22 protein-coding genes are annotated in these 23,293 nt (G+C 31.1%); 3 read left to right on the top strand and 19 right to left on the bottom strand.

All coding sequences use genetic code 4. From position 1 onward, the window contains the following. Nucleotides 1-12 precede the first annotated feature (12 nt). The 5 genes from AACK87_RS00160 to mgtA form a co-directional block, all read right to left on the bottom strand. The gene (locus AACK87_RS00160; protein ID WP_338972346.1) at nucleotides 13-1,737 is read right to left on the bottom strand and encodes a hypothetical protein; all 1,725 of its coding nucleotides are present in this window, start codon (nucleotides 1,735-1,737) and stop codon (nucleotides 13-15) included. Nucleotides 1,738-1,820: 83 nt separating this feature from the next. Next, complete coding sequence (locus AACK87_RS00155) at nucleotides 1,821-2,903, bottom strand: lipoprotein (RefSeq protein ID WP_338972343.1); 1,083 nt, start codon at nucleotides 2,901-2,903, stop codon at nucleotides 1,821-1,823. A gap of 46 nt (nucleotides 2,904-2,949) precedes the next feature. After that, nucleotides 2,950-4,284: a replicative DNA helicase gene (gene dnaB, locus AACK87_RS00150; protein WP_338972341.1), complete on the bottom strand. Its 1,335-nt coding sequence runs from the start codon at nucleotides 4,282-4,284 to the stop codon at nucleotides 2,950-2,952. Beyond that, on the bottom strand, nucleotides 4,284-4,730 hold the full coding sequence (gene rplI, locus AACK87_RS00145; protein WP_338972338.1) for a 50S ribosomal protein L9: 447 nt from the start codon (nucleotides 4,728-4,730) through the stop codon (nucleotides 4,284-4,286). The genes dnaB and rplI overlap by 1 nt, the downstream gene beginning before the upstream one ends. 54 nt (nucleotides 4,731-4,784) lie before the next feature. Further along, nucleotides 4,785-7,466, bottom strand: a complete 2,682-nt coding sequence (mgtA, locus tag AACK87_RS00140) for a magnesium-translocating P-type ATPase (protein WP_338972335.1) — start codon at nucleotides 7,464-7,466, stop codon at nucleotides 4,785-4,787. Between the two features lie 285 nt (nucleotides 7,467-7,751). Between mgtA and AACK87_RS00135 the strand changes: the two genes are divergently transcribed. The 3 genes from AACK87_RS00135 to AACK87_RS00125 are packed head-to-tail and all read left to right on the top strand — an operon-like array spanning nucleotide 7,752 to nucleotide 10,790. Continuing rightward, complete coding sequence (locus AACK87_RS00135) at nucleotides 7,752-8,504, top strand: ABC transporter ATP-binding protein (protein WP_338972332.1); 753 nt, start codon at nucleotides 7,752-7,754, stop codon at nucleotides 8,502-8,504. Between the two features lie 24 nt (nucleotides 8,505-8,528). Further along, a complete protein-coding gene (locus AACK87_RS00130) occupies nucleotides 8,529-9,080 on the top strand; it encodes a hypothetical protein (RefSeq protein WP_338972330.1) in 552 nt (183 codons plus the stop codon). A 21-nt stretch (nucleotides 9,081-9,101) separates the two neighbouring features. Continuing rightward, nucleotides 9,102-10,790 carry a hypothetical protein gene (locus tag AACK87_RS00125; protein WP_338972327.1) on the top strand — a complete coding sequence of 563 codons (1,689 nt, stop codon included), beginning with the start codon at nucleotides 9,102-9,104 and terminating at the stop codon, nucleotides 10,788-10,790. Between the two features lie 55 nt (nucleotides 10,791-10,845). Here the strand turns inward: AACK87_RS00125 and rpsR are convergent, their stop codons facing one another. The 14 genes from rpsR to AACK87_RS00055 form a co-directional block, all read right to left on the bottom strand. Then, nucleotides 10,846-11,070: a 30S ribosomal protein S18 gene (gene rpsR, locus AACK87_RS00120; protein WP_115557629.1), complete on the bottom strand. Its 225-nt coding sequence runs from the start codon at nucleotides 11,068-11,070 to the stop codon at nucleotides 10,846-10,848. Nucleotides 11,071-11,085: 15 nt separating this feature from the next. Further along, entirely contained in the window at nucleotides 11,086-11,562 is a 477-nt protein-coding gene (locus AACK87_RS00115; RefSeq protein ID WP_338972320.1) for a single-stranded DNA-binding protein, read from the bottom strand. Nucleotides 11,563-11,579: 17 nt separating this feature from the next. Then, nucleotides 11,580-12,023: a 30S ribosomal protein S6 gene (gene rpsF / locus AACK87_RS00110; protein WP_338972317.1), complete on the bottom strand. Its 444-nt coding sequence runs from the start codon at nucleotides 12,021-12,023 to the stop codon at nucleotides 11,580-11,582. Between the two features lie 96 nt (nucleotides 12,024-12,119). After that, nucleotides 12,120-12,764 carry an IspD/TarI family cytidylyltransferase gene (locus AACK87_RS00105; RefSeq protein ID WP_338972314.1) on the bottom strand — a complete coding sequence of 215 codons (645 nt, stop codon included), beginning with the start codon at nucleotides 12,762-12,764 and terminating at the stop codon, nucleotides 12,120-12,122. Between the two features lie 66 nt (nucleotides 12,765-12,830). Next, nucleotides 12,831-13,835, bottom strand: a complete 1,005-nt coding sequence (locus AACK87_RS00100) for a hypothetical protein (protein WP_338972311.1) — start codon at nucleotides 13,833-13,835, stop codon at nucleotides 12,831-12,833. 2 nt (nucleotides 13,836-13,837) lie between these two features. After that, the gene (gene lysS / locus AACK87_RS00095) at nucleotides 13,838-15,346 is read right to left on the bottom strand and encodes a lysine--tRNA ligase (protein WP_338972308.1); all 1,509 of its coding nucleotides are present in this window, start codon (nucleotides 15,344-15,346) and stop codon (nucleotides 13,838-13,840) included. Nucleotides 15,347-15,355: 9 nt separating this feature from the next. Further along, nucleotides 15,356-16,324, bottom strand: coding sequence for a tRNA dihydrouridine synthase DusB (gene dusB, locus AACK87_RS00090; RefSeq protein ID WP_338972305.1), 969 nt, complete (start codon nucleotides 16,322-16,324; stop codon nucleotides 15,356-15,358). Continuing rightward, the gene (locus AACK87_RS00085; protein ID WP_338972302.1) at nucleotides 16,324-16,635 is read right to left on the bottom strand and encodes a DUF1904 family protein; all 312 of its coding nucleotides are present in this window, start codon (nucleotides 16,633-16,635) and stop codon (nucleotides 16,324-16,326) included. Before AACK87_RS00085 ends, dusB begins: the two co-directional genes overlap by 1 nt. A 122-nt stretch (nucleotides 16,636-16,757) precedes the next feature. Further along, on the bottom strand, nucleotides 16,758-17,696 hold the full coding sequence (locus tag AACK87_RS00080; protein WP_338972299.1) for an ABC transporter ATP-binding protein: 939 nt from the start codon (nucleotides 17,694-17,696) through the stop codon (nucleotides 16,758-16,760). 46 nt (nucleotides 17,697-17,742) lie between these two features. Next, the gene (locus AACK87_RS00075) at nucleotides 17,743-18,600 is read right to left on the bottom strand and encodes an Hsp33 family molecular chaperone HslO (protein WP_338972298.1); all 858 of its coding nucleotides are present in this window, start codon (nucleotides 18,598-18,600) and stop codon (nucleotides 17,743-17,745) included. 53 nt (nucleotides 18,601-18,653) lie between these two features. After that, nucleotides 18,654-20,588: an ATP-dependent zinc metalloprotease FtsH gene (gene ftsH / locus AACK87_RS00070; protein ID WP_422397186.1), complete on the bottom strand. Its 1,935-nt coding sequence runs from the start codon at nucleotides 20,586-20,588 to the stop codon at nucleotides 18,654-18,656. A gap of 52 nt (nucleotides 20,589-20,640) precedes the next feature. Beyond that, on the bottom strand, nucleotides 20,641-21,822 hold the full coding sequence (gene tilS, locus AACK87_RS00065) for a tRNA lysidine(34) synthetase TilS (protein ID WP_338972294.1): 1,182 nt from the start codon (nucleotides 21,820-21,822) through the stop codon (nucleotides 20,641-20,643). 3 nt (nucleotides 21,823-21,825) lie between these two features. Then, on the bottom strand, nucleotides 21,826-22,548 hold the full coding sequence (locus AACK87_RS00060; protein ID WP_338972291.1) for a tRNA1(Val) (adenine(37)-N6)-methyltransferase: 723 nt from the start codon (nucleotides 22,546-22,548) through the stop codon (nucleotides 21,826-21,828). 3 nt (nucleotides 22,549-22,551) lie between these two features. After that, nucleotides 22,552-23,292, bottom strand: coding sequence for a hypothetical protein (locus AACK87_RS00055; protein WP_338972288.1), 741 nt, complete (start codon nucleotides 23,290-23,292; stop codon nucleotides 22,552-22,554). Nucleotide 23,293: the final 1 nt, after the last annotated feature.

The following is a 23,293-nucleotide window of genomic DNA, read 5'->3' as shown; positions in this document are numbered from 1 at the left end:
AATCACTTTAGATTATTTTCATTTATCTTCTAATTTTTTTCGTCTTTTTTCGTCTTTTTTCTCTTGAGCCGCTTCTTTTTTGTTCAATTTTTTTTCAGTCTTTAAAATTTGGGCGTCAATTTTTGATAATTTTTGTTTTTCTTCTTTTTTCTTATCTATGGTTTTATCGTCTTCAAGTTCCATTGAAGCTGTTTCAGGACCAAGATCGAGTAATGACTTGCCGTCTAAATTTGTTGCATCTAAATTATCGTCAACAAGCATCGATGTTACTTCAACTGTTTCGTTATTATCTAAAGCCGCGTTTTTATTCAAGTTTCTTTGTAGTTCAAAAGCTAAAGCACCATTTAGGTTATCCATTGTGTTATCTAGTTCAACTGTTGGTTCAATTATAACTGGCTCTCTAAAGGCTTTACGCATGTTTCTCCCGAAATCAGCGTTTTCAAAAGTCTTTGTGTAATCAACTTTAACTAGTTGTTCATCGGCAATTACTTTTTTACTTGGTGTATTTAGGATTTCCAATCCTTCATAGGCGCTTGTTTCACCAAGGCTTTTATCATCAATATTTGAGATTTTACCTTTTTTACCTCTTTTTTTAATAAAGGCCCCACCGTTGTTTTTCAATTCTGAAATATCAAAATTAAATGAAGAAGTAAAATCATTGAAATCAAGCGTATCTGTATTTTGAGTATCTGAAAGTTTGTAAATATCGTCATTAACATGACTGGTTGTATCATTTAATGTTTTGTTTCTTAGCTTAGCTCCAGAAATCTCTTTTTCTAAAATGAATAAGTCATCTTTTTCAACTAAATTCTGTTTTGTATCCACAGTTTCCTGAGTAACCTCAATTAAATCCTCTAGAATCTCTTCGGTTGAATCTAATTTTTGAGTTTCTTCAATTGTTGGCTCTTCTTTTTTAACTGGTTCTAAAACTTTAACAGCTTCTTTTTCAATTGCTGATTCTGGTTCTATAACTGGTTGAGGTTTTATTTCCTCTTGAACTGGTTTTCTGTAAAGTTCTTCATATCTCTCTTTAAGTTCACGTTGATATTTAAGATTATCAAGTTCCATTTGTCTTCTAATTTCTTCTTGTTCTCTTTCAAAGTCTCTGTTATCTCTTGGGCGATATTGAGGCTCGTCTTCATAATGTCTTGGCTGTGGTTGTCTTGCTTGTTCTAGTTTTTCATAGCTTTCACGCAATCTGTCCCTCTCTTCGAGTCTTTGAAGTAACTGCGCTGTGTCTAATGTTGGTCCACGATCTTCATATCTTGGAGGTGCTACATTGTTATATCGATCATTGTTGTTATTATTATGATTGCTGTTATTTGCTAAATTTCCCATGGTTGTCATCATTGAACCAAACCCTGAAATCATAGTATTCATCATGTTACCCATTCCTGATATTACATTTAATGAATTAGCATCGTTTTGATGAAAGTTATTAGGATGGCAAGATTGACATTGGTTAATTTGGTGTGATTGACAACCTTGAGCAAATGGAGGCATAGCCATTCCTGGTGGCATTCCACCTTGTCAAGGCATGGTTGGGGGAGGTGCCATAAAGCTACTTGCACCCATTGGTGGCATTGGAGAATTTAAAATTAGGTTTTGGTCTTCAATTTCATTAATAATGAAATTTCTAGCCGCTTGCTCAGAATCAAAAATTGCAATTACTTTTTCTTCACCAGCATCATAGACTTGAAATAAATTATTAAACTGTCTTAATTGTAGCTTTTTCATTTTTTCACCCCATTTTATTCCCAAATAAAAATCAAGTTGATTATACCAAAAAAAACCCTTAATTTAAAGGGTTTTTTTATCACTTATACTTTAGTTATGTCTATTTTTTTAATGTCCAAATTATCGAATTTACCGCTCATGTTTTCAGGAGAACCATAACCAATCATTTTTTCATTGTTGAATTGGTACTGTTTTAAGTATCAATAAAAGTTAGCATTAATTTTCTCGGTGTTATCATCAGATGAAGCAGAAGCTGCAGTCAAGGCGATAATTCCTGAAAGACCTGATATAGTTGTTGAAATACGATATTTGCTTTCATTACCGTTGAAAATAGTTTCAAATTCAAAATCATTGACTTCAAAAGAATATCCAACATCTGGAGCTACAATAGTTTGTGTAATTTTCTCTTTACCCTTGTCGGCTTTGAATTCAACTTCTCTTGTATAAGGAGTTAAAACTTCTTGATCTGAAACTTTGTATAAAGTAATTTCCTTATCATCTTTGTCTTTTTGAACCAATTTTAAATCCTGGGTATTATCGATTTTTTTCATTTGATCGATAGTCCCATTTATACCTTCTTTTAAATCATCAGATACTAAAATTTTAGCTGTTCTAGCTTTATGTTTTTCAAAATCTTTAAGTTCCTTATCACTTGTTGGAGAATCAGCTCTTAAAAATTGGATCTTATCTTTATCTGTTTTACCGTCAGGAACGATTGAACGAATTACTGTTAGTCCTAGATTTTGGAAAGCTGAGTCTTCTGTGTTTTTTTCATATGAAACTTGTGAAAAACTTGTATTAAAAGGTTCATTGTATTCCCTTCAAAAATCATCTTTGGCAGCTCCAGTTAGGATTGGGTCTTTTTTAGTGAATAATTCTTCAAAAGAAAATAATTTTCCTTCTTTATTTTGTCTTAGTTCCTTTTGTTCTTTATATTTGGTATCATCGGGATACATTTCCTTCTTGAAGTTTAAGACATTTAGAATATCTGCAGTCAATGAAGTCAGAGCTAACGTTGGACCGTTGAAACTTTTGAAATTATCTTTTTCAGAGCTTTTTCCCACAAAAATTTCAACCCTTTGTTTTGGAATTGTACATGATATGACGCTCAAGCTTGTTGATGCTGTTAATGTAAAAGCACCTAATATTGATAGTAATTTTTTCATTTTGTCTCCTTTTTAACTTGTATTATTATACACATTTTAATGGCAATTATACATCAGTAAATTTACCAAAACTTTTATGAAAGTTCAATTTAACAACTCCAGTTGCCCCATTACGGTGTTTGGAAATAATTAAATCAGTTTCTTCAGTGTTATCTAGTAATTCATCATAACCTGATTTTTTTTCATAATAAGCTTCACGATATAAGAACATAATAACATCAGCATCTTGTTCAATTGCTCCTGAATCCCTTAAATCTGACATGATTGGGGTTCTATCTTCTCTTTTCTCAACTGAACGTGAAAGTTGTGATAAACAAACAATCGGTATTTCAATTTCACGAGCAATTTTCTTAAGTTGTCTAGAAATAGTTGCTATTTCATTTTGACGATTATCACCATTTCCAATTGCTGAAATTAATTGCAAATAATCGATAACACATAAATCGATGTTAAAATCACGTTTCATTTTTCTAAGTTTTGATTGAATTTGTAAAATATTAATTCCTGGGGAATCATCTATGACAATATTCATTTTTTTAATTTCATCTGATGCTGAAGTAATAATTTTTCAGTTATCTTTTGTCAATCCTGAACCCGATCTAATTTTTGAAGATTCAATTTTAGCAGAACTTCCTAAAATCCTTTGAACTAGTTGTTCTTTGGGCATCTCCAATGAAAAGAACGCAACACCTTTGTTTCTTTGGGCTGCATTAAAAGCCATATTTAACGCTAAAGCAGTTTTACCCATTGAGGGACGAGCGGCCAAAATAATAAAGTCTCCCGCTTGCAAACCATTGGTAATTTTATCTAATTTATTAAATCCTGTAGTGACCCCCGTTAAGGCATCTCCTTGTTGTTCTAGTAAATGAATTTTATCAATTACATCTTTGATGGTTTTTGATATGTGCACAACATCATCGTGGGTTGTATCAGTTTTAATATCTAAAATCTTACTTTGTGCTTCAGCAAAAATTTCTTCAATTCCGTGATTTTGTTCTCTCAAATCCTTAATATATTTTAGAGCCAAATCCAGTTGTCTTCCAATGCTGCTTTTAAAAACAATATCAATGTATTCTTCCACACCTTCATCTGTATAAAAGTATCCCGAAATTTGAGTTAGATATTCTAATCCCCCAGCTCTTTCAAGATTCTTTTCCTTGACTAAATCGTGAGCAATTTTTGTGACTGAAATTTCTGAAGCATTAGCTTGTTGTTTCAAAATAACATCATAAATAATTTGGTGTGACTGTAGGGAAAAATCCTCAGATTTTAACTTACTGACAACTTCATAACTTGCTTTTGCCGAGTGGATTGCAATCGCCAAAACCATTCTTTCTGCTTCTTCAATAATATTTTTTTCTTTTTTTACGTTAGTGCTCATTATTCTTTACTTTCTATTTTTACATTGATAGTTGCTTCGATATTAAAATCTAGTTTAATTTTAATGTAGAACAACCCGATCTGGTTCAGATTTTCGTGTTTTAGAAACTTACGTTTATCAATTTCAATATTATATTCTTTTAACATTTTCTCTTCGATTTGGGCTTGTGACACCGAACCGAAAGCTTTGCCGTCTTTAATGGCTAGTTTAAAGTTTAAAGTAATTTTCTCAATTTGTGATTTTAAATATAATGTTTCTTGGCGTTTTGATTCCATCGCCACGTTTTCCTTGTCAATTTTTCCTTTTAAGTGGTTAACGCTATCTTGGCTGGCTTTAATTGCTAATTTTTTAGGAATTAAGTAATTAGCTGCATACCCATCCGATACTTCAACAATTTCATCTTTTTTTCCATAATTTTTAACATCCTTTAACAAAATAACTCTCATAATAAACCTCCATTTCTTTAATTATAAACAAAAAACCGGTTTGAAACCGGTTTTTTATAATCATTTTTTGAATATTTTGATATATAACATTTTTACCAGTTGGGCAAAAATCAAGTACAAGAATAGCAGACCAATCACAATTGGGATAAATGAATATCCTGGGTGAGTCATTCCTAAACCTGTATTTACGTGCGGGATATAAGGAATCGAGATGGCAATTATGCAAGTAAACACCGTAAAGGCATTTAGTTGTCATACTGCTTTTGATTGTACAAATGGTAATTTTTCAGTACGCATGATTTGAACTACAAGTGATTGAGTTGCTAGTCCTACCATGAATCATCCAGCATTAAACATTTGAATTTTTGAGACATCATTGTAATTATATCCATAAGCCAAGATGGCAAACGTTGCTAAGTCAAACACACTACTTACAGGACCATTACATAAAATAAATGGTACCATATCTTTGGCATTTCATCTTTGCGGGACCTTTAAGAATTCCTTATCAACATTATCATATGCAAGCGCAAATTGTGAGAAGTCATAAATTAAATTCTGGAATAAAATTTGCACCGGCATCATTGGGGTAAATGGTAGTCACGCAATTCCGATAACAACACTTAAGGCGTTACCAAAATTTGATGATGCTGTAATTTTAATATATTTTAAAATATTACCAAAAATCTTACGCCCTTGAATAATACCTTTTTCTAAAACTAAAAGTGATTTTTCTAAAAGAATAATGTCACTAGCTTCTTTAGCAATGTCTGTTGCATTGTGAACCGAGATCGCCACATCACTTTGTCTTAGAACGGGAGCATCATTAATTCCATCTCCCATAAATCCAACAATGTGGTCATTGCTTTTTAAAACTTGAATAATTTTAACTTTTTGTAATGGGTTTAATTTGACAAAAACATTAGATCTTTCAACCGCCGTTTTTAGTTGCAACTCAGACATCTTCTCCATTTCGGTTCCTGACAGAACTCCACGAATTTTTAGCCCAACTCTTTTACAAATTGTCTTAGTAATTTCTTCGTTGTCTCCTGTTAAAATTTTTAAATCTACACCATTATCTTTTAATAATTTAATCATTTTTGATGCTGATGGTTTTGGAGCATCTAAGAAGCTGGCAAAACCATAAAAAATTAGATCTTTTTCGTCTTTTTCAGTGTAACTTTCTTTGTTAGGGTCTAATTCGTCGCGATAAGCCACTCCAATAGTTCTTAAACCTTCTTTATTAGCTTTGCTAGCGGTGCTAAGAATTTGTCTTAAAATATCCTCTTCAAGTTTCATTACTTTACCTTGATAAAATACCTTTGTACAAACTTTAACGATTTCTTCAACCGCTCCCTTACAAATCATTTTTTTATTATTGTCACTGTCATTAACTATGATAGTTAATTTTCTACGATTAAAGTCAAATGGGATTTCATCGTATTTCTGAAATTTGTCTTTAATTGAAATTTTGTTACCTTCCATAACATAGTCTAATACTGCATTATCCATAGGATTTTTTAGACCAGTTTGGAAATAACTATTTAAGTAAAGTAATTTTAAAACATCGTCATTAGCTTTGTTATCTAAGGTATGAATTTTTGTAAGTTCTATTTTATCGTTTGTTAGGGTTCCGGTTTTATCTGTACACAGAACATCGATTGCTCCTAAATTTTGCACCGAACTTGTATTTTTAATTACAACTTTATGCTTACTTAACTGGTTGGCACCTCGAGATAAGTTGGCCGTAACAATAACAGGTAGCATTTCTGGGGTTAAACCAACAGCAACTGCAATTGATAAAATAGCTCCCTCGGTTCACATCCCTTTAGTTGCTCCCATTACAATAATTACAATCGGAACCATAATTAACATAAAGCACATTAACATAATGGTTACTTTACGAATTCCTTTTTCAAAACTATTTAAAGTTTTCTTTTCTCTTACGATTTGGTGAATAGCTGAGAAGTAGGTTTGATTACCTGTGAAAGCTACCACAGCAATGGCAGTTCCCGAAACCACACTTGTTCCTGATAAACAAATGTTATTAAACTCCAACATTGTTTCGCCTTTGTTGTCAGCGTTTTTTTCTACTGGCATAGACTCACCAGTTAAAGAAGATTGGTTAATAAATAGGTCCTTACTTCACAAGATTCTTACATCGGCGGGAATCATATCTCCGCTTGAAAGATAAATTATATCCCCTGGTACTAAATCTTGAATGTCGATTTCGCGAGATTTTTTTACCAACTTTAAGTAATTTGATTTGTTTACAATCTTTTCGCGATCTTCATTTATTCTAACTACAGTTGCAGTATTTGTTACAACAGATCCAAGTCTTTTGGAAATCATAAAAGATTTAGTTGATTGAACAAAACCAACAGTACCACTAATTATTACCATGGCAGTAATTATTATCGCGCCAACTAGATCAAACACGCTTTTACTGCTTGCATATTCGATAAAATTATAAGTACAAATTGCTATTAAAATTAAGTTAAACGGTCCAAAATAATGTCTTAAAAATTCTGCTAAGAAATTATATCTAACATTTTTAAGACTATTCTTACCATACTTATCAAGCCTGTCTTCAACTTCAGTTCTGGTTAAACCAAAGCCTTCAATTTCAAGCTCTTCTAATATTTCGCTTTGTGATAAATTTGCAAATTTTTCAAGCTGGGCATCGTTTTTATAAACGATTTTGCTCGCCTTGCTTTTTTTAGCTACTTTGTGCATGTTGCCTCCTTTTCCTTAAAATAAGCACACAAACACAATTAAAAAATACTTTTAAAGAGTATCGTGGCTATATTCATTTTGATTGATAATACCTATCGGCACTTCGTCGTTAAAACTGGATAACGGACTCATATAACCACCTCTTTCACTTTTTCTATTATACTATATAAAATTAAATTGATGGTCATTTAAAATAATTTAAAAACTAAAAATGCATTCCGATAAAAGTGATGTATAATGTCTTTGAAAAGACGAGAAATCCCTATTAAAAGAAGGGGGTATTACGTGAAATTAGAAATTAAGAATCTTAATAAATCTTTCAATAATAAAGTAGCACTTAATAATATTAATTTTAGTTTAAACGAAGGTGACATAATTGGTTTAATAGGCAATAATGGTGCTGGGAAAACCACGATTATCAAATCCATTTTCCAAGAATATATTGTAGATAAGAATTGTATTCTCGTTAATGGTGAAATGATTGATGAAAACTCACTTAAAAAAATGGAGTTTTTCCCTGATCAAAATAACTTTTCAAAAAATTTTAACATAAAAAAATACTGCAATTACAACTATCAATTAAAAAATGGTAAAAATGGTTGTGATTTTGAAAAACTATTTTTGAAAATTATGAGCCTTTTAGGTTTAGAAGATAAGGTTAAGGATAAGTTTAATCAATTATCTTCTGGAATGCAAAAGAAAGCCTTGTTAGCTTCGATTCTGGTTAATAAACCAGAAATAATAGTTTTAGATGAACCAACAGCCAACCTAGATATTCAAACTAGAAAGCAATTTATTGGTCTGCTAAAAAAGTTGTCTCAAAAAAGCGATGTCGGGATTATCATTACCAGCCACAATATTGATGAACTTGAAACATTCATTAATAAAATCGTTTTAATAAAAAATGGCGAGATAATCTTGCAGAAAAAATACGATCCAAATAAAGAGAAACTTTTTGATATTTATAAGAAATGGTTTTTAATCGATGATAATAACCCTCAAGAATCAGAGCTTTTAGAAATATATAGTCAAAAATAAGTTAGCAATCTGAAAGGAATATTTATGAAAAAAAATTTAGCTATTTTGTCTTCAGGTCTTTTATTTACGCCTAGCGCCATAACTTTAGCCGGAGATGATTATCAAAATAAAATATCTATTAATGAGCAATTAAACAACTTAGAAATGTGAGAAAGCGTCGAAACAAAAAAATTAGGAACTCATGAAGTTGACAAAATTTCCAGAAAAAGTGTACATACAAAGCAAATCAGCTGAAAAAATGTGGCTTCAAAAGCCATAAAAATTAAGGCTTTCGGGAATTTTTCTTTTGATACGTGAAAAAACCCTAATTCTAAGCAAACGATTTTTCTAGATAAACAAGAGGAGTCTGATTCAAAAAGAATAGTTTGAAAATCAGATGACAATACTTATACTCATAATGCACAATCTGGTTGGGGTAAGCAAAAATCAATGATATCAATAACACTTGAGGCGAGACTCAACGAAGATGAAAAGTTTGTAGACTACGATGTTGAGCTTTACGTTTATGCCAAAACATCTGGCTCAGTTCATTCTTGTTCTACTAGTGCATACTTAAGATGAATTGATTTTATTTAATCTCTCTAAGGGGTTGTTAAAATGGTTGGTTCGATAATAAATAAAGTTGTCTTAAAAAATTCATTAATTAATTCGCTAAAAGGTATTACCAATATAACAATAACAGTAGCAATGATTATTCTTAGCATAATTTCTAGTTCGTTGTTGGTTTCTTTAAATTCCAACTACCTTTGATCTCTTGTTTGTTTCTTTTGTTTCTCTACACTCAACATTTTTGTTTTTGATATTTTAAATTTAAACGAAATATACGCAAACGACAGAGACCTACAAATATTTAGTCTTGAAATTAGAAAAGGTGTTTTATTGAGACAAATCTTTTTCTCAAGATTATTAACCAATAAAATTATTTCTATAGGTGTTTTTTTACTGCACTTTTTACTATTCATTTTAGTTTTAGCAATAAAAAATCCATGACAATTAAATAACTTTGCCTTCATGATTTTTTTAATTCCTGCCTTAGATATAATTTTCACCGGATTTTATTTATTTATATACAGTTTTAAGAAAAATAAATTGGCCCTTTCATTTTCCATAATATTTTTGATAATGGCAGCACCCACCCCATTATTAACAGTTTTCACCAACGGTTTTATTCCCGATAGCATTACCAGCAAGTTGGATAAAGATTCAATAGTTTCTTCTGTTGCCAGAAATGATTTGTTAAATCTATCATCTAATAACAAAACTACCAAAAGCTTTTTAATTGAAGGGAATAAATGAAATGAAATATTCCAAGGCAATTTTAATGAAGATTACAGGTCAAATTTTTTATCGATGATAGGTCTAAAAACAGGAATAATTGATATAGTAGATTTCAAAAATCTATTTAATAAGTTTGGTAATAGACCAGAGGACATCAAAGATTATAATACTAGTTTTTCAAATACATTGTTATTTAAAATCAACAAAATTATAGTTAATCAAAAAGATTCAAATTTATCAAGAGACTATCACTCTTCAATCATCCCAAAAGGTTCGATAAATAAAAATAAGTTAAATTTTAGTTTGAACGAATTTAAAAAGACAATCGAAAAGATAAACAATTTATCAATTTGATCAGAAGAACAGAAGAGAGATGTTTTTGCTTTAAATAATTTAATTTTTAACTTTGGCATTAACAACTGAGTTAGCGATAATGTGGGTAACGGCTCTATTGGAGAAAATTTATTCAATAATGCTAATCTTGAAAACACACCTTCTTATGAGTGATTTGATTTGTCAAAAAATTCTGACCTGCCCAGAACTCCTGTAGGTCTTAAGATATGAAATCAGAATTTTACACACCTCATTATTAATGCTTTAAATTCAAATAATAGAAAATATAAAAATTTCAACAATGCCGGACTCGTTGCCTTAAACTCCTTTATTCCCTGGTTAGTAATAAATGAAATGATTTTTAACACTGACCCTTATTTGAATGATTATCAAATTCTTAAAAATCGTGGTGAGGATTTCATTTCAAGTCAGTTCTACATTTATGATGGTGGTTCACAAAAAGTGAACACCTTCCCCTCGGGTTATAAATATGAGGACTCTGATGAACCAGATAAAAAATTTAAAATATTACCATTTAAAATTAAAAGCAGCGGCAATTTTAACAAAAATAATAAGGCTTACTCTAAACATGGCTACCTGGTATTTTTGTGAGCTCTTGGAGTCCTCTTAATTGTTGTGGACTTCTTTGTTTTCAACAAAAAATTTAGAATATAAAAAACACCAACATTAAAACTTTTACGTTTTTGGTTGGTGTTTTATTTTCCAAAAATTATTGAACAACGAATGGTAATAATCCCATTATTCTAGCTCTTTTAATAGCTGTAGAAAGCATTCTTTGGTGTTTTGGAGATGTTCCAGTTACTCTTTTTGGTAAAATTTGTCCATTACCTGAGATGAATTTTTTTAGTAAATCCACATCTTTATAATCAATATAGTTGATTTCGTTTTTAGCAAAAAAGTTTACCTTTTTTCTTCTTACGTTAAATTTTTTCATTTTATCCCTCTTCTGTTAGTCTCACAAAATCGAATCATCGTCATCATCTGAAAATGATTGTTTTGGAGCTTCATATTTTTTTTCTTCACTTTTATCTGAGAAATTATTTACAACATCTAAATCAAAGTTTGAATTTGGTTCGTTATTAAAAGGTTGCACTGGTTCGCGATCAAATGATTGTCCTGAGTTTCTTGATTCTAAAAATTCAACTCTTTGTGCTGTTACGTTAACAATTGTTTGGTATACTCCATCTTTGTTTTCGCTTCGAGCACTTAAAGATCCTTCAACAGCGATTAAGCTCCCTTTTTTTAAGAACTTAGCCATATTTTCAGCACTTCTCTCTCATGCGAAGCAAGGAATAAAGTTTGTGTACTCTTTTCCTCCTCCAAATGAACTTACCGCTAAAGTAAAAGCTACAAAAGATTTACCCGCTGATGATGTTCTTAATTCTAAGTCCTTAGTTATTCTACCGATTAATTGAACTTGATTCATAATGTTGATACCTCCGATTATTCTGCTGGTTTTTCAGTTTTGTTTTCTGAATTGTTGTTAGTTTTGTTAAATCCTTCACGGTTAAAACGTTTTTCAAATGGTTTTGGAGCACGTTTTTCTTCCTTGAATTTAGACATATCAGTTTTTGATAACTTAGTTGTTTGTTCGTATCTTTTTTCTGATTCAGTATTTATTACCATTACTCTTACTACGTTTTTATCAATTTTAGCTACACGTTGAAATTCATTAATGTTTTCTGCTGAAGTATCTGAAATTAATACTGTATAGTATCCTTTTTCCTTACGGTTGATAGGGTAGGCAAAATTTTTAAGTCCTCAGTCTGCTGACTCAACAATTTTTCCCCCGTTATTTTCTAAAATTGCATGCAATTTTTTTTGTACATCTTTTACCTCGCTAGTATCTTGGTCTAGGATATACATGATTTCATATTTTCTTACCATGTTTAATTCTCCTTATGGTCTATGGCCTAATTTAAGGCAAGGAGTTAATGATTTAATTAACTCGCTTAAAAATTATATATTATTTTTGCATAAAAATTAAGTGTTTATTGATAAATCTTGCATAAAAGTAATCTTAATATTGGTTATATCCCCTTTTACTAATCTTATTTGTGGATTTTCAAGGTATTCTTCTACAACTTGACAATCATCAAAAGAATCCTCACCCTTAAAATTATGATAACTTTCATTCAAAATTTTGAAATCAAAAGCTTGAGGAGTTTGACTTTGAATATATTCTTCACGATTAACAGTTTTCAAACCATTAAAATTTCTCTTCAAAGTGTTTGTTACAGGAATTCATGGTAGCACCCCAACTACGTTGTTTTGAACCACTTCATCCAAAATTTCATTTAATAAATCCTGCTTCAAAAATGGTCGAGCCCCATCATGAATCAACACCTTTGGGGTCGTGCATTTTTCAAGCCCATTTTTAACAGAAAGAAATCGACTACTCCCTCCATTAACAAATGTAAATCTGATATTATTTTCAAACTTCTGTTTGACAATTTGATGAATTTCATCAGAACTTACCAAAATAATATTTTCAATTCTATCATTTTTTAAAAAAACTTCACAAGTCTGGTTAATAACTCTTTCTTGATTTTTTAATTTTGCAAGTAATTTATTTCCTTTTTCAAACCTTGTGCTTTGACCGGCTGCTACAATAATAACCGAATACATAAAATCACCTTCCTTTAATTGTATACTTAAAAATAGTAGTTTTAAAATAAAAAAGCCTAGAGGCTTTTAAAAAATATTTATTTCGTTTTTTTCGCAAAAATCCTCAAACTCTTTTGATCAAATTGAACTTTGTACTTCTGCAATATGATTTTTTTCCAAAACTAACATTGTGAACTTTGATGTTAAAATACCTCCGCTGATTGTTAAAGGTAGTTTTCCTGTGGTTACTAAATGGTCATAGCCTGTTTTAGTTTTAAAGTTTTCTTTCAATAAAAGGTTTTGCTCTTGTAAAATCTCACGATCAACTGAGTAACTAAAGTAAGCAATATCAATTGCCAATTCGGTAACAGGGTTGTATGTGTAAATTACCGAGTAGGAATTGAAATCAAACACATCCTCAGAAAAGTTATTAAAATCTTTTGTATTAAACATTTTTTTCACAAAGTTGGTTAGAACAAAACTTCCGTTTTCTCTAGAAAAACGGTTTAACCTTTCCCTAAATGAAATAAACGGATAAAGCGCTTTTAATTTTGAGAAACTAATAAAAGTTATTTGGGTACTTAAATGTTCTTTCTCCAATTGATGGAATTCATCTTTCACTAGTTCATCCATGGCGATTAATTGACCATAAGTTGAGACAATGAAATCATTTAAAAATTCGGTTTCATATTTATTTACAACAATTTCAAAACCAATCTCATCATAAATGTTTGATGACATGTTTCCAACTTTTTCATCTCTTCTTAAACATGAGAAATCTGAGATAACCCCATCTCCAACGTTGAGTAAATTATTTTTCATTAAAAAGTGTCTTCTGAATTTGTTGTTTGACTGCAACATTTCCCCGTAAAAATTTTTATTTATTAAATCAAAGTCTAGCGCCCTGTGAGTTCCTTGGAAATCATCGTTAAGTCAAAGTTCTTTATTGGTAATTAATGATGGGTTTATTTCAATCAATAAGTTGCGATCCTTGATTTTTTCTTTTAGGTTAATCTTAATTAAATTAATAGCTTTTAAGGTTTCTATTTTATCTAATTTAGAATTATAGCCTAGAGCTATTTCAAATTTCATTTCTAAGCTCTCGGTTTCATTTGTGGGAACAATAGCACATCTTTAATCGATTCAGAGTTGGTCATTAACATTACCAATCTGTCAATTCCAATTCCAATACCCGCAGTTGGAGGGAAACCATATTCTAACGCTTCAATGAAGTCAATGTCCATTCCTGTTGCTTCATCATTTCCTGCATCAGCTTCTTTTAATTGGTCAACAAATCTTTCATATTGATCGATTGGGTTATTTAATTCAGCAAAGGCATTAGCATATTCTCTACCAATAATAAATAATTCAAATCTGTCAGTAAATCTTTCATCTTCGTTATTTGTTTTTGATAATGGCGAGATTTCTTTAGGATGTCCATAAATAAATGTTGGCTCAATTATTTTATCTTCAACAAATTCCTCGAAAAATAAGTTTATGATGTGGCCAACTGAAGAATGATGTTTCTCTAATTTAATTCCTTTTGAAATGGCAATTTTTTTAGCCTCTTCAAAAGTAATTTTTTTTCAAAAATCAATTCCTGTTAAGTCTTTAATGGCATCAACCATGTGCCAACGTTTTCAGTTTTTACCTAAATCCAGTTTGTGCCCACCATATTCGATCTTAGTTTTCCCTTGAATTAGCATCGCACATTCTTTGAAAATGTTTTCAGTCAAGTTCATTAGGAATTCCATGTCCTCATAGGCTACATATAATTCAATTGAAGTAAACTCTGGGTTATGTCTTGTGTCCATACCTTCATTTCTAAAAATACGCCCAATTTCATAAACTCCTTCAAAACCACCAACAATCAGTCTTTTCAAATGTAGTTCAGTTGCAATTCGTAAATAAAAATCACGATCTAAAGCGTTATAGTGAGTACTAAAAGGTTTAGCAGCAGCTCCACCATTAATTGTGTGTAAAATTGGTGTCTCAACTTCCATATAACCTTTTTGGTCTAAGATCTCTTGAATTTTACGAATAATTTTTGTTCTAGATTGAAATGTCTTCTTAGTTTCTGGATTCATGATTAAATCAACATAACGTCTTCTGTATTTTTCTTCAATATCAGCAATTCCAGCATGTTTATCTGGAAGCGGTCTTAAAGATTTTGATAATAATTGGTATTTTTTTATTCTTAAAGTTAACTCTCCGTGATCGGTTTTCATCATTGTGCCAGTTAAACCAACAATATCACCCAAATCTAAATCTCTAAAGTGCTCAAAGTCACTTTCTCCCAATTCATCTTGGCGAGCATAGAGTTGAATGTTGTTTTCTTGATCTTGAATGTTGGCAAAAACGGCTTTTTTACCAGCTTCACGAAATAAACGAATTCTTCCAGCCACTTTAATTTCTTTTTGTTTTAATTCTTGCAATTGTTCTTTTGAGTATTTTTCAAAGCTAATAATAACTTCCTCAATTGTATGAGTTCTTTCAAATTTAGTTATCGTGAATGGATCTTTTTTAATATCTACTAATTTTTGGTATTTTTCTCTACGAACCAATTCTTGCTCACTAAAACTTCTTTCAAATTTTTCTTTCATATTTTCTCCTTATAAGTAAAATTCAAACAAATCTATAATTTCTTGAACCGTTTCCACGCTAATACATTTTTTCTTCATTTCAATTATTTTATCATTTTTAGGTAAAACGGCAAGGTATCAAAGAATTTGTTTTCGCATTTCTCTAACTCCCAGGTTTTCACCCTTCATTTCCACAAGTAATTTCGTGTGTTTAATAACAACCTTTTTTCATTCTTCCACCGATAATGCTGGGGGTTCTGATTTGTTTTCTAAATAGTACTTGATATTGTTGAAGATTCAAGGATTACCCTGGGCTGCTCGTGCTATCATAACACCATCACATCCAGTTTCGTTCATCATTTTTAAAGCTGATGGTCCATCAAAAACATCACCGTTACCAATAACTGGAATTCCTACAGCTTCTTTAACTTTTTTAATATAACTTCAGTCTGCTTTGCCTGTGAAAAATTGCGAACGGGTTCTTCCATGAATTGTTAATGCACTTGCACCCGCCTTTTCACAAAGCTTGGCAATTTCCACAACGTTCTTGGAATTTTCATCTCAACCAATTCTTAACTTAACCGAAACTGGTTTATCAACTATTTCTACTACGGTTTTAACAATTTCATATATTTTATCAGGGTATTTTAGTAAGTTGGCTCCCGCTTGACTTTTAACCGCCACCTTAGGAGCTGGACACCCCATGTTGATGTCAATAATATCACAATTTGACTCCTCATTAACCATTTTAGCGGCCTTAACAAAAGAATTTAAATCAAAACCAAAAATTTGTAATGTTATCGGGTGCTCAACATCTTCAACCTTTATCATTTCAAAAGATTTCTTGTTTCCATGTGCCAATCCCTCTGTGCTCACCATTTCTGCGTAAACCAAGTCTGCTCCGTTTTCTTTACATAAAATTCTAAAGGCAGCATTTGTAGTTCCTGCCATTGGTCCTAAAACTAAATTTCCTGGAATTAATACGTTTCCTATTTTCATTAAGACTTTTCGCCTAACTTGTAGTAGTTGTCGTCAATTTCATTAAAGATAATTATGGTCTGGTATTTTGGGTTAATTTCGCTGAAATAATTTTGTAGGCATTTTGAAATTCATGACTTCATTTCTTCGCCACGTTTTTTTCAGTTAATTTCTATTTTTATTAAATCTGATTGTCCAAACAATTGTGACTCCACATTTCAAAACGAAAAAGCTGTTGTTGGTGCTTTTAAATTTTGTGAAATTTCATCTATTTTTTGAGCAAATCCACTAACTTGCTCTCTGCTAGCTCCATAAAAATTAAATATTGGCATTTTTTTATCCATCCTTTAAATTATTATATACTTTTTGGTTTTCTATTGAACCCCCATTTTGGTTTATTTTCAAAAAAGGTTTGGCAAATAAAAACCTTTCATAAAATGAAAGGTTTTGCTTTTTAAGATCAATCGATTTCTGATGGTTTTTTTGGTTTAGCATTATGCTTAACATCATCAATCAATCCGTTACGCACATGAACCACAGTATTGGCAATTGCAGCAATGTTTGGGTTATGAGTAACTATTATAACTGTTGTTTTATATTTTTGGTTTACTTGAATTAAAATTTCTAAAACTTTTCTTCCCATTTCTTCATCCAAGGCTCCAGTTGGCTCATCCCCGAAAAGAATGTCAGGATTTTTAGCCAAGGCTCTTGCGATAGAAACCCTTTGTTGTTGTCCCCCAGACATTTGGTGAGGATATTTGTTCATTTGTTCTTTCATTCCGATTGTCTCAAAGATATCTTCAATTGTCATATCTTTGTTTTTGTTTCTACTTAAGTTTTCTCCAACTTCAGCATTTTCCTTAGCGGTTAGGTTGGCTAAAAGATTGTATTGTTGAAATATAAACCCAACGTTGTCTCTTCTGAATTTTGTAAGATGGGAATCTTTAAGTAATGAAAGGTTTGATCCTAAAACGAAAACATCACCTTCACTTGTTTTGTCTAATCCTGAAATTAAATTTAAAAGAGTAGTTTTACCTGAACCTGATGGTCCTAAAATAACAATAAAGTTACCTTTTTTAAATTTAATATCAACTCCTTTTAGAACGGGAGTTTCAACATCACCAGTAATGTATGATTTTCTAACATTTACCAATTCAATAACATTTTCCTCAACTTCTGGTTTTACCCCAGTTGTTGACACTATTTTACCCTCTAGAATTTCTTTTGAGTATTTGTTTGTTAGCTGTTTTTGATATTTGTTTTTAGCTTTTATACCTTTTACACCTTCTTCTGTTTCGGTGTATGGTTCAACAACAACAAACTCAGCATTTGGGTTATTTTCTGAGACCAAAGCGTCAGTTGTAGTTAAGTTTTTCTCGTCTTTTTTAGCCATTATTTTCTCCTCGTTTTACCTTTTAAAGATAATATCATAATTATACCTAAATTATTTTTTTAATTTCTGATGCTGTAATATTGTATTTCAGCTTGCAAAAGTCACAAATTACCTCAACTTCTTCGTTTTTATCGACAATTTTTTGCAATTCTTCTTGCCCAATTAATTTAACAGAGGAAATCACTTTTTGCTTGTTGCAAGTACATTTGTATTTCAATTCGCTTGTTTCAAGGATTTTTGAATCCTCGGCAATATCTTTTATTAACGATTCATAAACTGTTGTTTTTTTCAAAGTTTCTAGAAGGTGTTCTAGTGAGCCTAGTTTTTCCTCTAAGAAATCAATATCTTCTTCACTGTGACCAGGAAGAAGTTGAATCATAATTCCTACCGCTTTAATTACTCGGCCTTCCTCATTTAAATCAACAATACTAGAAACCAAAGAGTTAACTTGATCACTTTGACTTAATAAATACATGAAGTCAATGTTTATTTCCCCATTAACGATTTGAACTTTAGAAGAGTAAGGTTCTTTTAACCCGATATCTTTTGAAACTTGAAGGAAGCCAATTTTACCAACAACTTGTGAAAGCGGACTTCCCTCATCTTCTTTAATTTCGTCCAAATTAAAATCTGGAACTTGTATGTAACCTCTAACAGTTTTATCCTGGAATTCTGCAATCATAGTACCTGCAAATCCAGTTCCATTGATATCAGAAATTATCTTCTGACCTTTTTTTAGATCAGCTCCAACTAGACAATTGGCAATCACAAATTTACCTATAGCTACACTAGCTAATTTGTTAGTATTTTGCAATGTAATTATCTCTTGAATTGATTCAGTTAGATCAACAATACTGATTTTTAAATTGTGTTTTTGGCTCAGGGCCCTTACTTCTAAATCCATTTTTTATCTCTTTTCTCTTTTTTTAAATAAAAAGTCTGTTAAGACAGACTTTTTTATTCATCTGGAGTGAATTCTAAAATTTCCCCATTTTCTTCTTTACGTTTATGTTCTTTTTGACGAGCTTTCTCTTCTTCTACTTCAACTGGTAATTTATTTTTCTCGTTAATGTAGTCGATTTGTTCAGCTGTAATTGTTTCAAGAATTCTTAATGATTCAGCAATCAATTCTAATGTTTTCTTGTGACCTTTTATTATTTCAAGTGATGACTTATAACAAGCTTCAAGAATTTTTTGTACTTCTAAATCAATTTTTAAAGCTGTTTCGTCTGAATAAACCCCTTTGGTTTGTCCGTAAGCTTCCTCTGACATTGTCAAGAATTTAGTTAATCCTAAACTGGACATCCCAAATTGGGTAACCATACGACGAGCAATGTTTGTTGCTTTATCTAAGTCATCATGAGCTCCAGTTGTAATTTTGTTTTTACCAAAAATAAACTCTTCAGCAGCTCTTCCTCCAAGGTATCCTGTAATTGAAGCAAATAAATCTTCTTTTGATGAAAATACACTTTCATCTTTAGGGGTCATAATAGTATAACCCCCGGCATTTCCCCTTGGAATTATTGTTACTTTTTGAACTTTATTTGCACTTTCAAGTTTTAACCCGATTAGTGCATGACCAGCTTCATGATAAGAAACAATATCTTTATCTAATAAAGTCATTGCTCTAGATTTTTTAGCAGGACCACCAACAACACGATCAATCGCTTCATCAATTTCTGCTAATCCAATTAATTTTTTACCTTCTCTTACAACTAAAATAGCCGCTTCGTTTAAAACGTTTTCCAGTTGAGCTCCTGAAAATCCTGGAGTTCTTTCTGCAATTCTTTTTCAATCAATTGAAGGTGAAACAATTTTGTTTCTTGCGTGAAGTTTTAAAATTGCCTCACGTTCTCTAATATCTGGTAATGAAATTTGGATTGTTCTGTCAAAACGACCCGGTCTTAATAACGCAGCATCTAAAACGTCTACTCGGTTAGTTGCAGCCATTACAATTACCCCAGAATTGGTTCCAAATCCATCCATTTCCACAAGTAATTGGTTTAAAGTTTGTTCTGAACCACTCATTCCAACAGATTGACTTCTTTTACGACCTACTGCATCAATTTCATCAATAAATATGATACATGGAGCTGCTTTTTTGGCTTCTGAGAACATTTCACGAACACGGCTTGCCCCAACCCCAACGAACATTTCTTCAAATTCTGATCCAGAAATTGAGAAAAAGGCTACGCCAGCTTCTCCGGCAACAGCTTTCGCTAATAATGTTTTACCTGTTCCTGGAGGACCTTCCATTAAAACTCCTTTGGGAGCTCTGGCACCTTGATCTGAATATTTTTTAGGGTTTTTTAAGTAGTCCACTAATTCAAATAGTTCTTGTTTCTCTTCTGAGATACCTGCGATATCTGAGAATTTGATGTCTGATTTAGTTTCTCTAGCACGGTTTTTACCCATTCCAAATACTCCACCAGCACCTCCACCAGCACCTTTTGACATAGATTTAAAGATAACAATATACAATACAACCAAAATCAATATTGGTAATAATGACACAAATACACTTAAGAAAGTTATTCCGCTTGCAACCACAACTTTTGATTGAGTAATTAGTTGAGCAAAAGCAGGTTGATTACTGTAGTAGTCATCATATGTTGATGACCCCATATTAGTAAAAAACTGTGTACCTTTTTGGTCGGAAATATTTTGTAACGTTCCTGAAATTGTGACTACTCCATTATCTCCGTAAGACACACTTACGTTAAAGAAGATATAATCACCGCTATTTAAATAGTTAATTAAACTATTCGCTGATAGTTCTTGATGAGTGCCTGTCAATGATTGGATAATTCACAATGTCAATAAAGCCACAGCGAATGCAATGATAAGTCATCATCAATAGTTCTTTTTCTTGTTTTTCACTAAATTCACCATTTTCTAAAAATCAATAATATAATAACATTTTAATTGCCTTAATAAAAGCAAATTAAAGAATGTATAGAATAATTGTTTTGTTTTTATTCAAAATATATCGCTTTTGAACACGATTATAATAGCTAGTTTTTGTTTCCGAAAAACATTTCACCAACTTCTTGTTATTTTCTAAACGCATTTTTTTAGCAAGAAAATAGTCATTTGTCACAAAACAATCTTTACTAATGTTAAGTTCGCTAATCTCTTCTAGAAATTTTTTTCCTCATTTTTGGGATATTTTATTTTCGTCTTTAATAGATATTATTTCTGACTTTAATAGGTCAGCTTCTAAAAGGTATAAATCCTGAAAATCTTTTAAGATTACTAAATCTTGTTTTTTGATTAAGACGAACGGCTTTTTGCTTTGAGAAATTTTAACAATTTCTAAAACCAGGGATTTTTTGTTATTTGTCAGCGTTTCTTTAAATTGTGATTTAATTAAAAATCAAGCAATAACAGTTTGAATAGTGTTTGAATTCAAATTTTCAAATCCATCTAACTTTAAATGATTATGACTTGAAAAGTCACGTAGATATTTTTCAGCTGTCAGATTGTTTTTTTCCAGCATCACATTCTTCTTGTTTATTTCCTCAACTATTTTTTTAAATTCTTCTTCGTTAGTTTGCTTTCTGATTTTGTTTCGAAGAAATTTATCATCTAAATTTGTTGAATCGTTGGCATATTCAACTTTACCTTTATGAAGAAAGTTTAAAATTTCTGATTTTTTGATATTTATAATTGGACGAACCACTTTCAGATTCTTATATTCAGTTTCTGATTTCAAGCCAAAATAGTTAACAATTCCTTTTCGCTCTTTTTGGATTAAATAAGTTTCAATTAGATCGTTGAGGTTATGGGCCACTAAAACTGTATCAAAATCTGGATTATTTTTTTGAACTTTAACAAAAAAATCATATCTTTGTTCTCTAGCAAAGCTTTCAAAATTTACATTCAAGTTATCATAGTCTATTTTTAAAATTTTAGTCTCAAGTTTGATTTTATTTTGATCACAAATATTTTTTACGATTCGCTCGTCGATTGAAGAATCATTTCGGTAGTTATAATTGACATGACAGACAATAAAGTTTTTAGGGTTAAATTGTTTATTTGAGATAATTTGGGATAAAAGAAAAATACTGTCTGGACCTCCAGAAACAGCAACCAAATATTTTTTATTTCAATTAATTTGTTTCATGGTTTAGTCCTCAAACAGCTTCAAAACTTCTTTTGAATATTCTCCGTTATCGTTGTGAATAATTAATGGTGGCTTTATTTCAATACCATTATTTCCCTTGTAAATTCCATCCAAAAGAACCGTCTTGGCTTTACGGTCTTTTTTTGAATAAATAAATTGAATGTTTTTTGGGCTAAGTTCAAAACGGTTAAAGTAATCCATTATCTCTGCAAATCTTTCAGCTCGATGTATAATAGCAAATCTGCCCCCTTGTTTTAAAACTCCGGCTGCAGACTCAACAATTTCTTGCAAATTTATAGTCACTTCATGTCTGGCTGGAGTAAGTAGTTCGCTTTTGCTTGTTAGATTAGATTTTTCCCCTACTTTAAAAAAGGGCGGGTTGCAAAGAACAACATCAAATGCGTGATTATTTCTACGAGCAAAGTCTTTGATATTTTCATTAACAATAGTTATTTGATCTTCTAATTGGTTTTTAACAACACTTTCGCAGGCAAGATCACACGCTTCTTTTTGGATTTCTACTCCTATTATTTTAGCTTTGCTATACTTTGAAATAATTAGCGGAATTGCTGCGTTGTTAGTTCCAAAGTCAACGATTGTTTTTGTTCTAGAATTGAATTTAACAAACCTAGCCAACAAAATTGTGTCAAGGGAAAACCTGAACATCTCAGTATCTTGATAAATTTCTAAATCTTTATATCCTAAAATAGTGTTTAAAATTTTCATCTATTAAACCTCACTAATTTTAATTAAGAAATTCTCTATGCAAATACTGGTTGGCTTTTTGCTTTGTAAATCTTGCATCAATTCTAAAGTTAAAATTGATAATGCAGGATTTTGTCTCAAAGTATAATTATGGTAAAAATCTTCAACTATTTCTCTTATTTCTTTTTTATCTAACTTATTTAATTCTTGTCCATATAAAAACAATTCAACCATTTGCCCAGATTTTACCAACTCAGTCAAACGGTTAGATTCTAATTTTTTAACTTCCGAGATTATATTATATCTTTGACAACGTGATTTTATTGTTGAAATTATTTTTGAATCATTTAAAGTTTTTAAAATCGCAATAGTATTTTTAGGAGGCTCTTCTAAAATTTTTAGCAACGAGTTGGCAGCCTCAATAGTCATATTTTCCACATTGCTAATTATATAAATTTTAATCCCTCTTTCCTCCAGTGGAGTTAAGGAAATTTTCTTAATTAGGTTCTTAATTTCCTCTTTTGAGATTGTTGAGGTTCCATCACCAATTTGGGCTATATCTATTGCTGTATTATTTAAAACTCTAGTACAAATATTACAGTTATCACTGGGTAAAGAATTATTCGGACAATAAATCAAACGCCCTATTTCCATTGCTGTTGAGTCCAATTCAATCTGATTTTGGCAATTTATAAGAAAAGCATGATGATAGCTTTTTTGTTCAATTTTTTTTGATAAGCTAATTAAAATATCTTTTGAAGTCATT

Origin of the sequence: Spiroplasma endosymbiont of Panorpa germanica, assembly GCF_964019765.1 — a bacterium.
Taxonomy (GTDB): Bacteria; Bacillota_I; Bacilli_A; order Mycoplasmatales; family Mycoplasmataceae; genus Spiroplasma_B.
The sequence above is the reverse complement of the archived record's forward strand: the minus strand, read 5'-3'. Positions and strand labels throughout refer to the sequence as shown.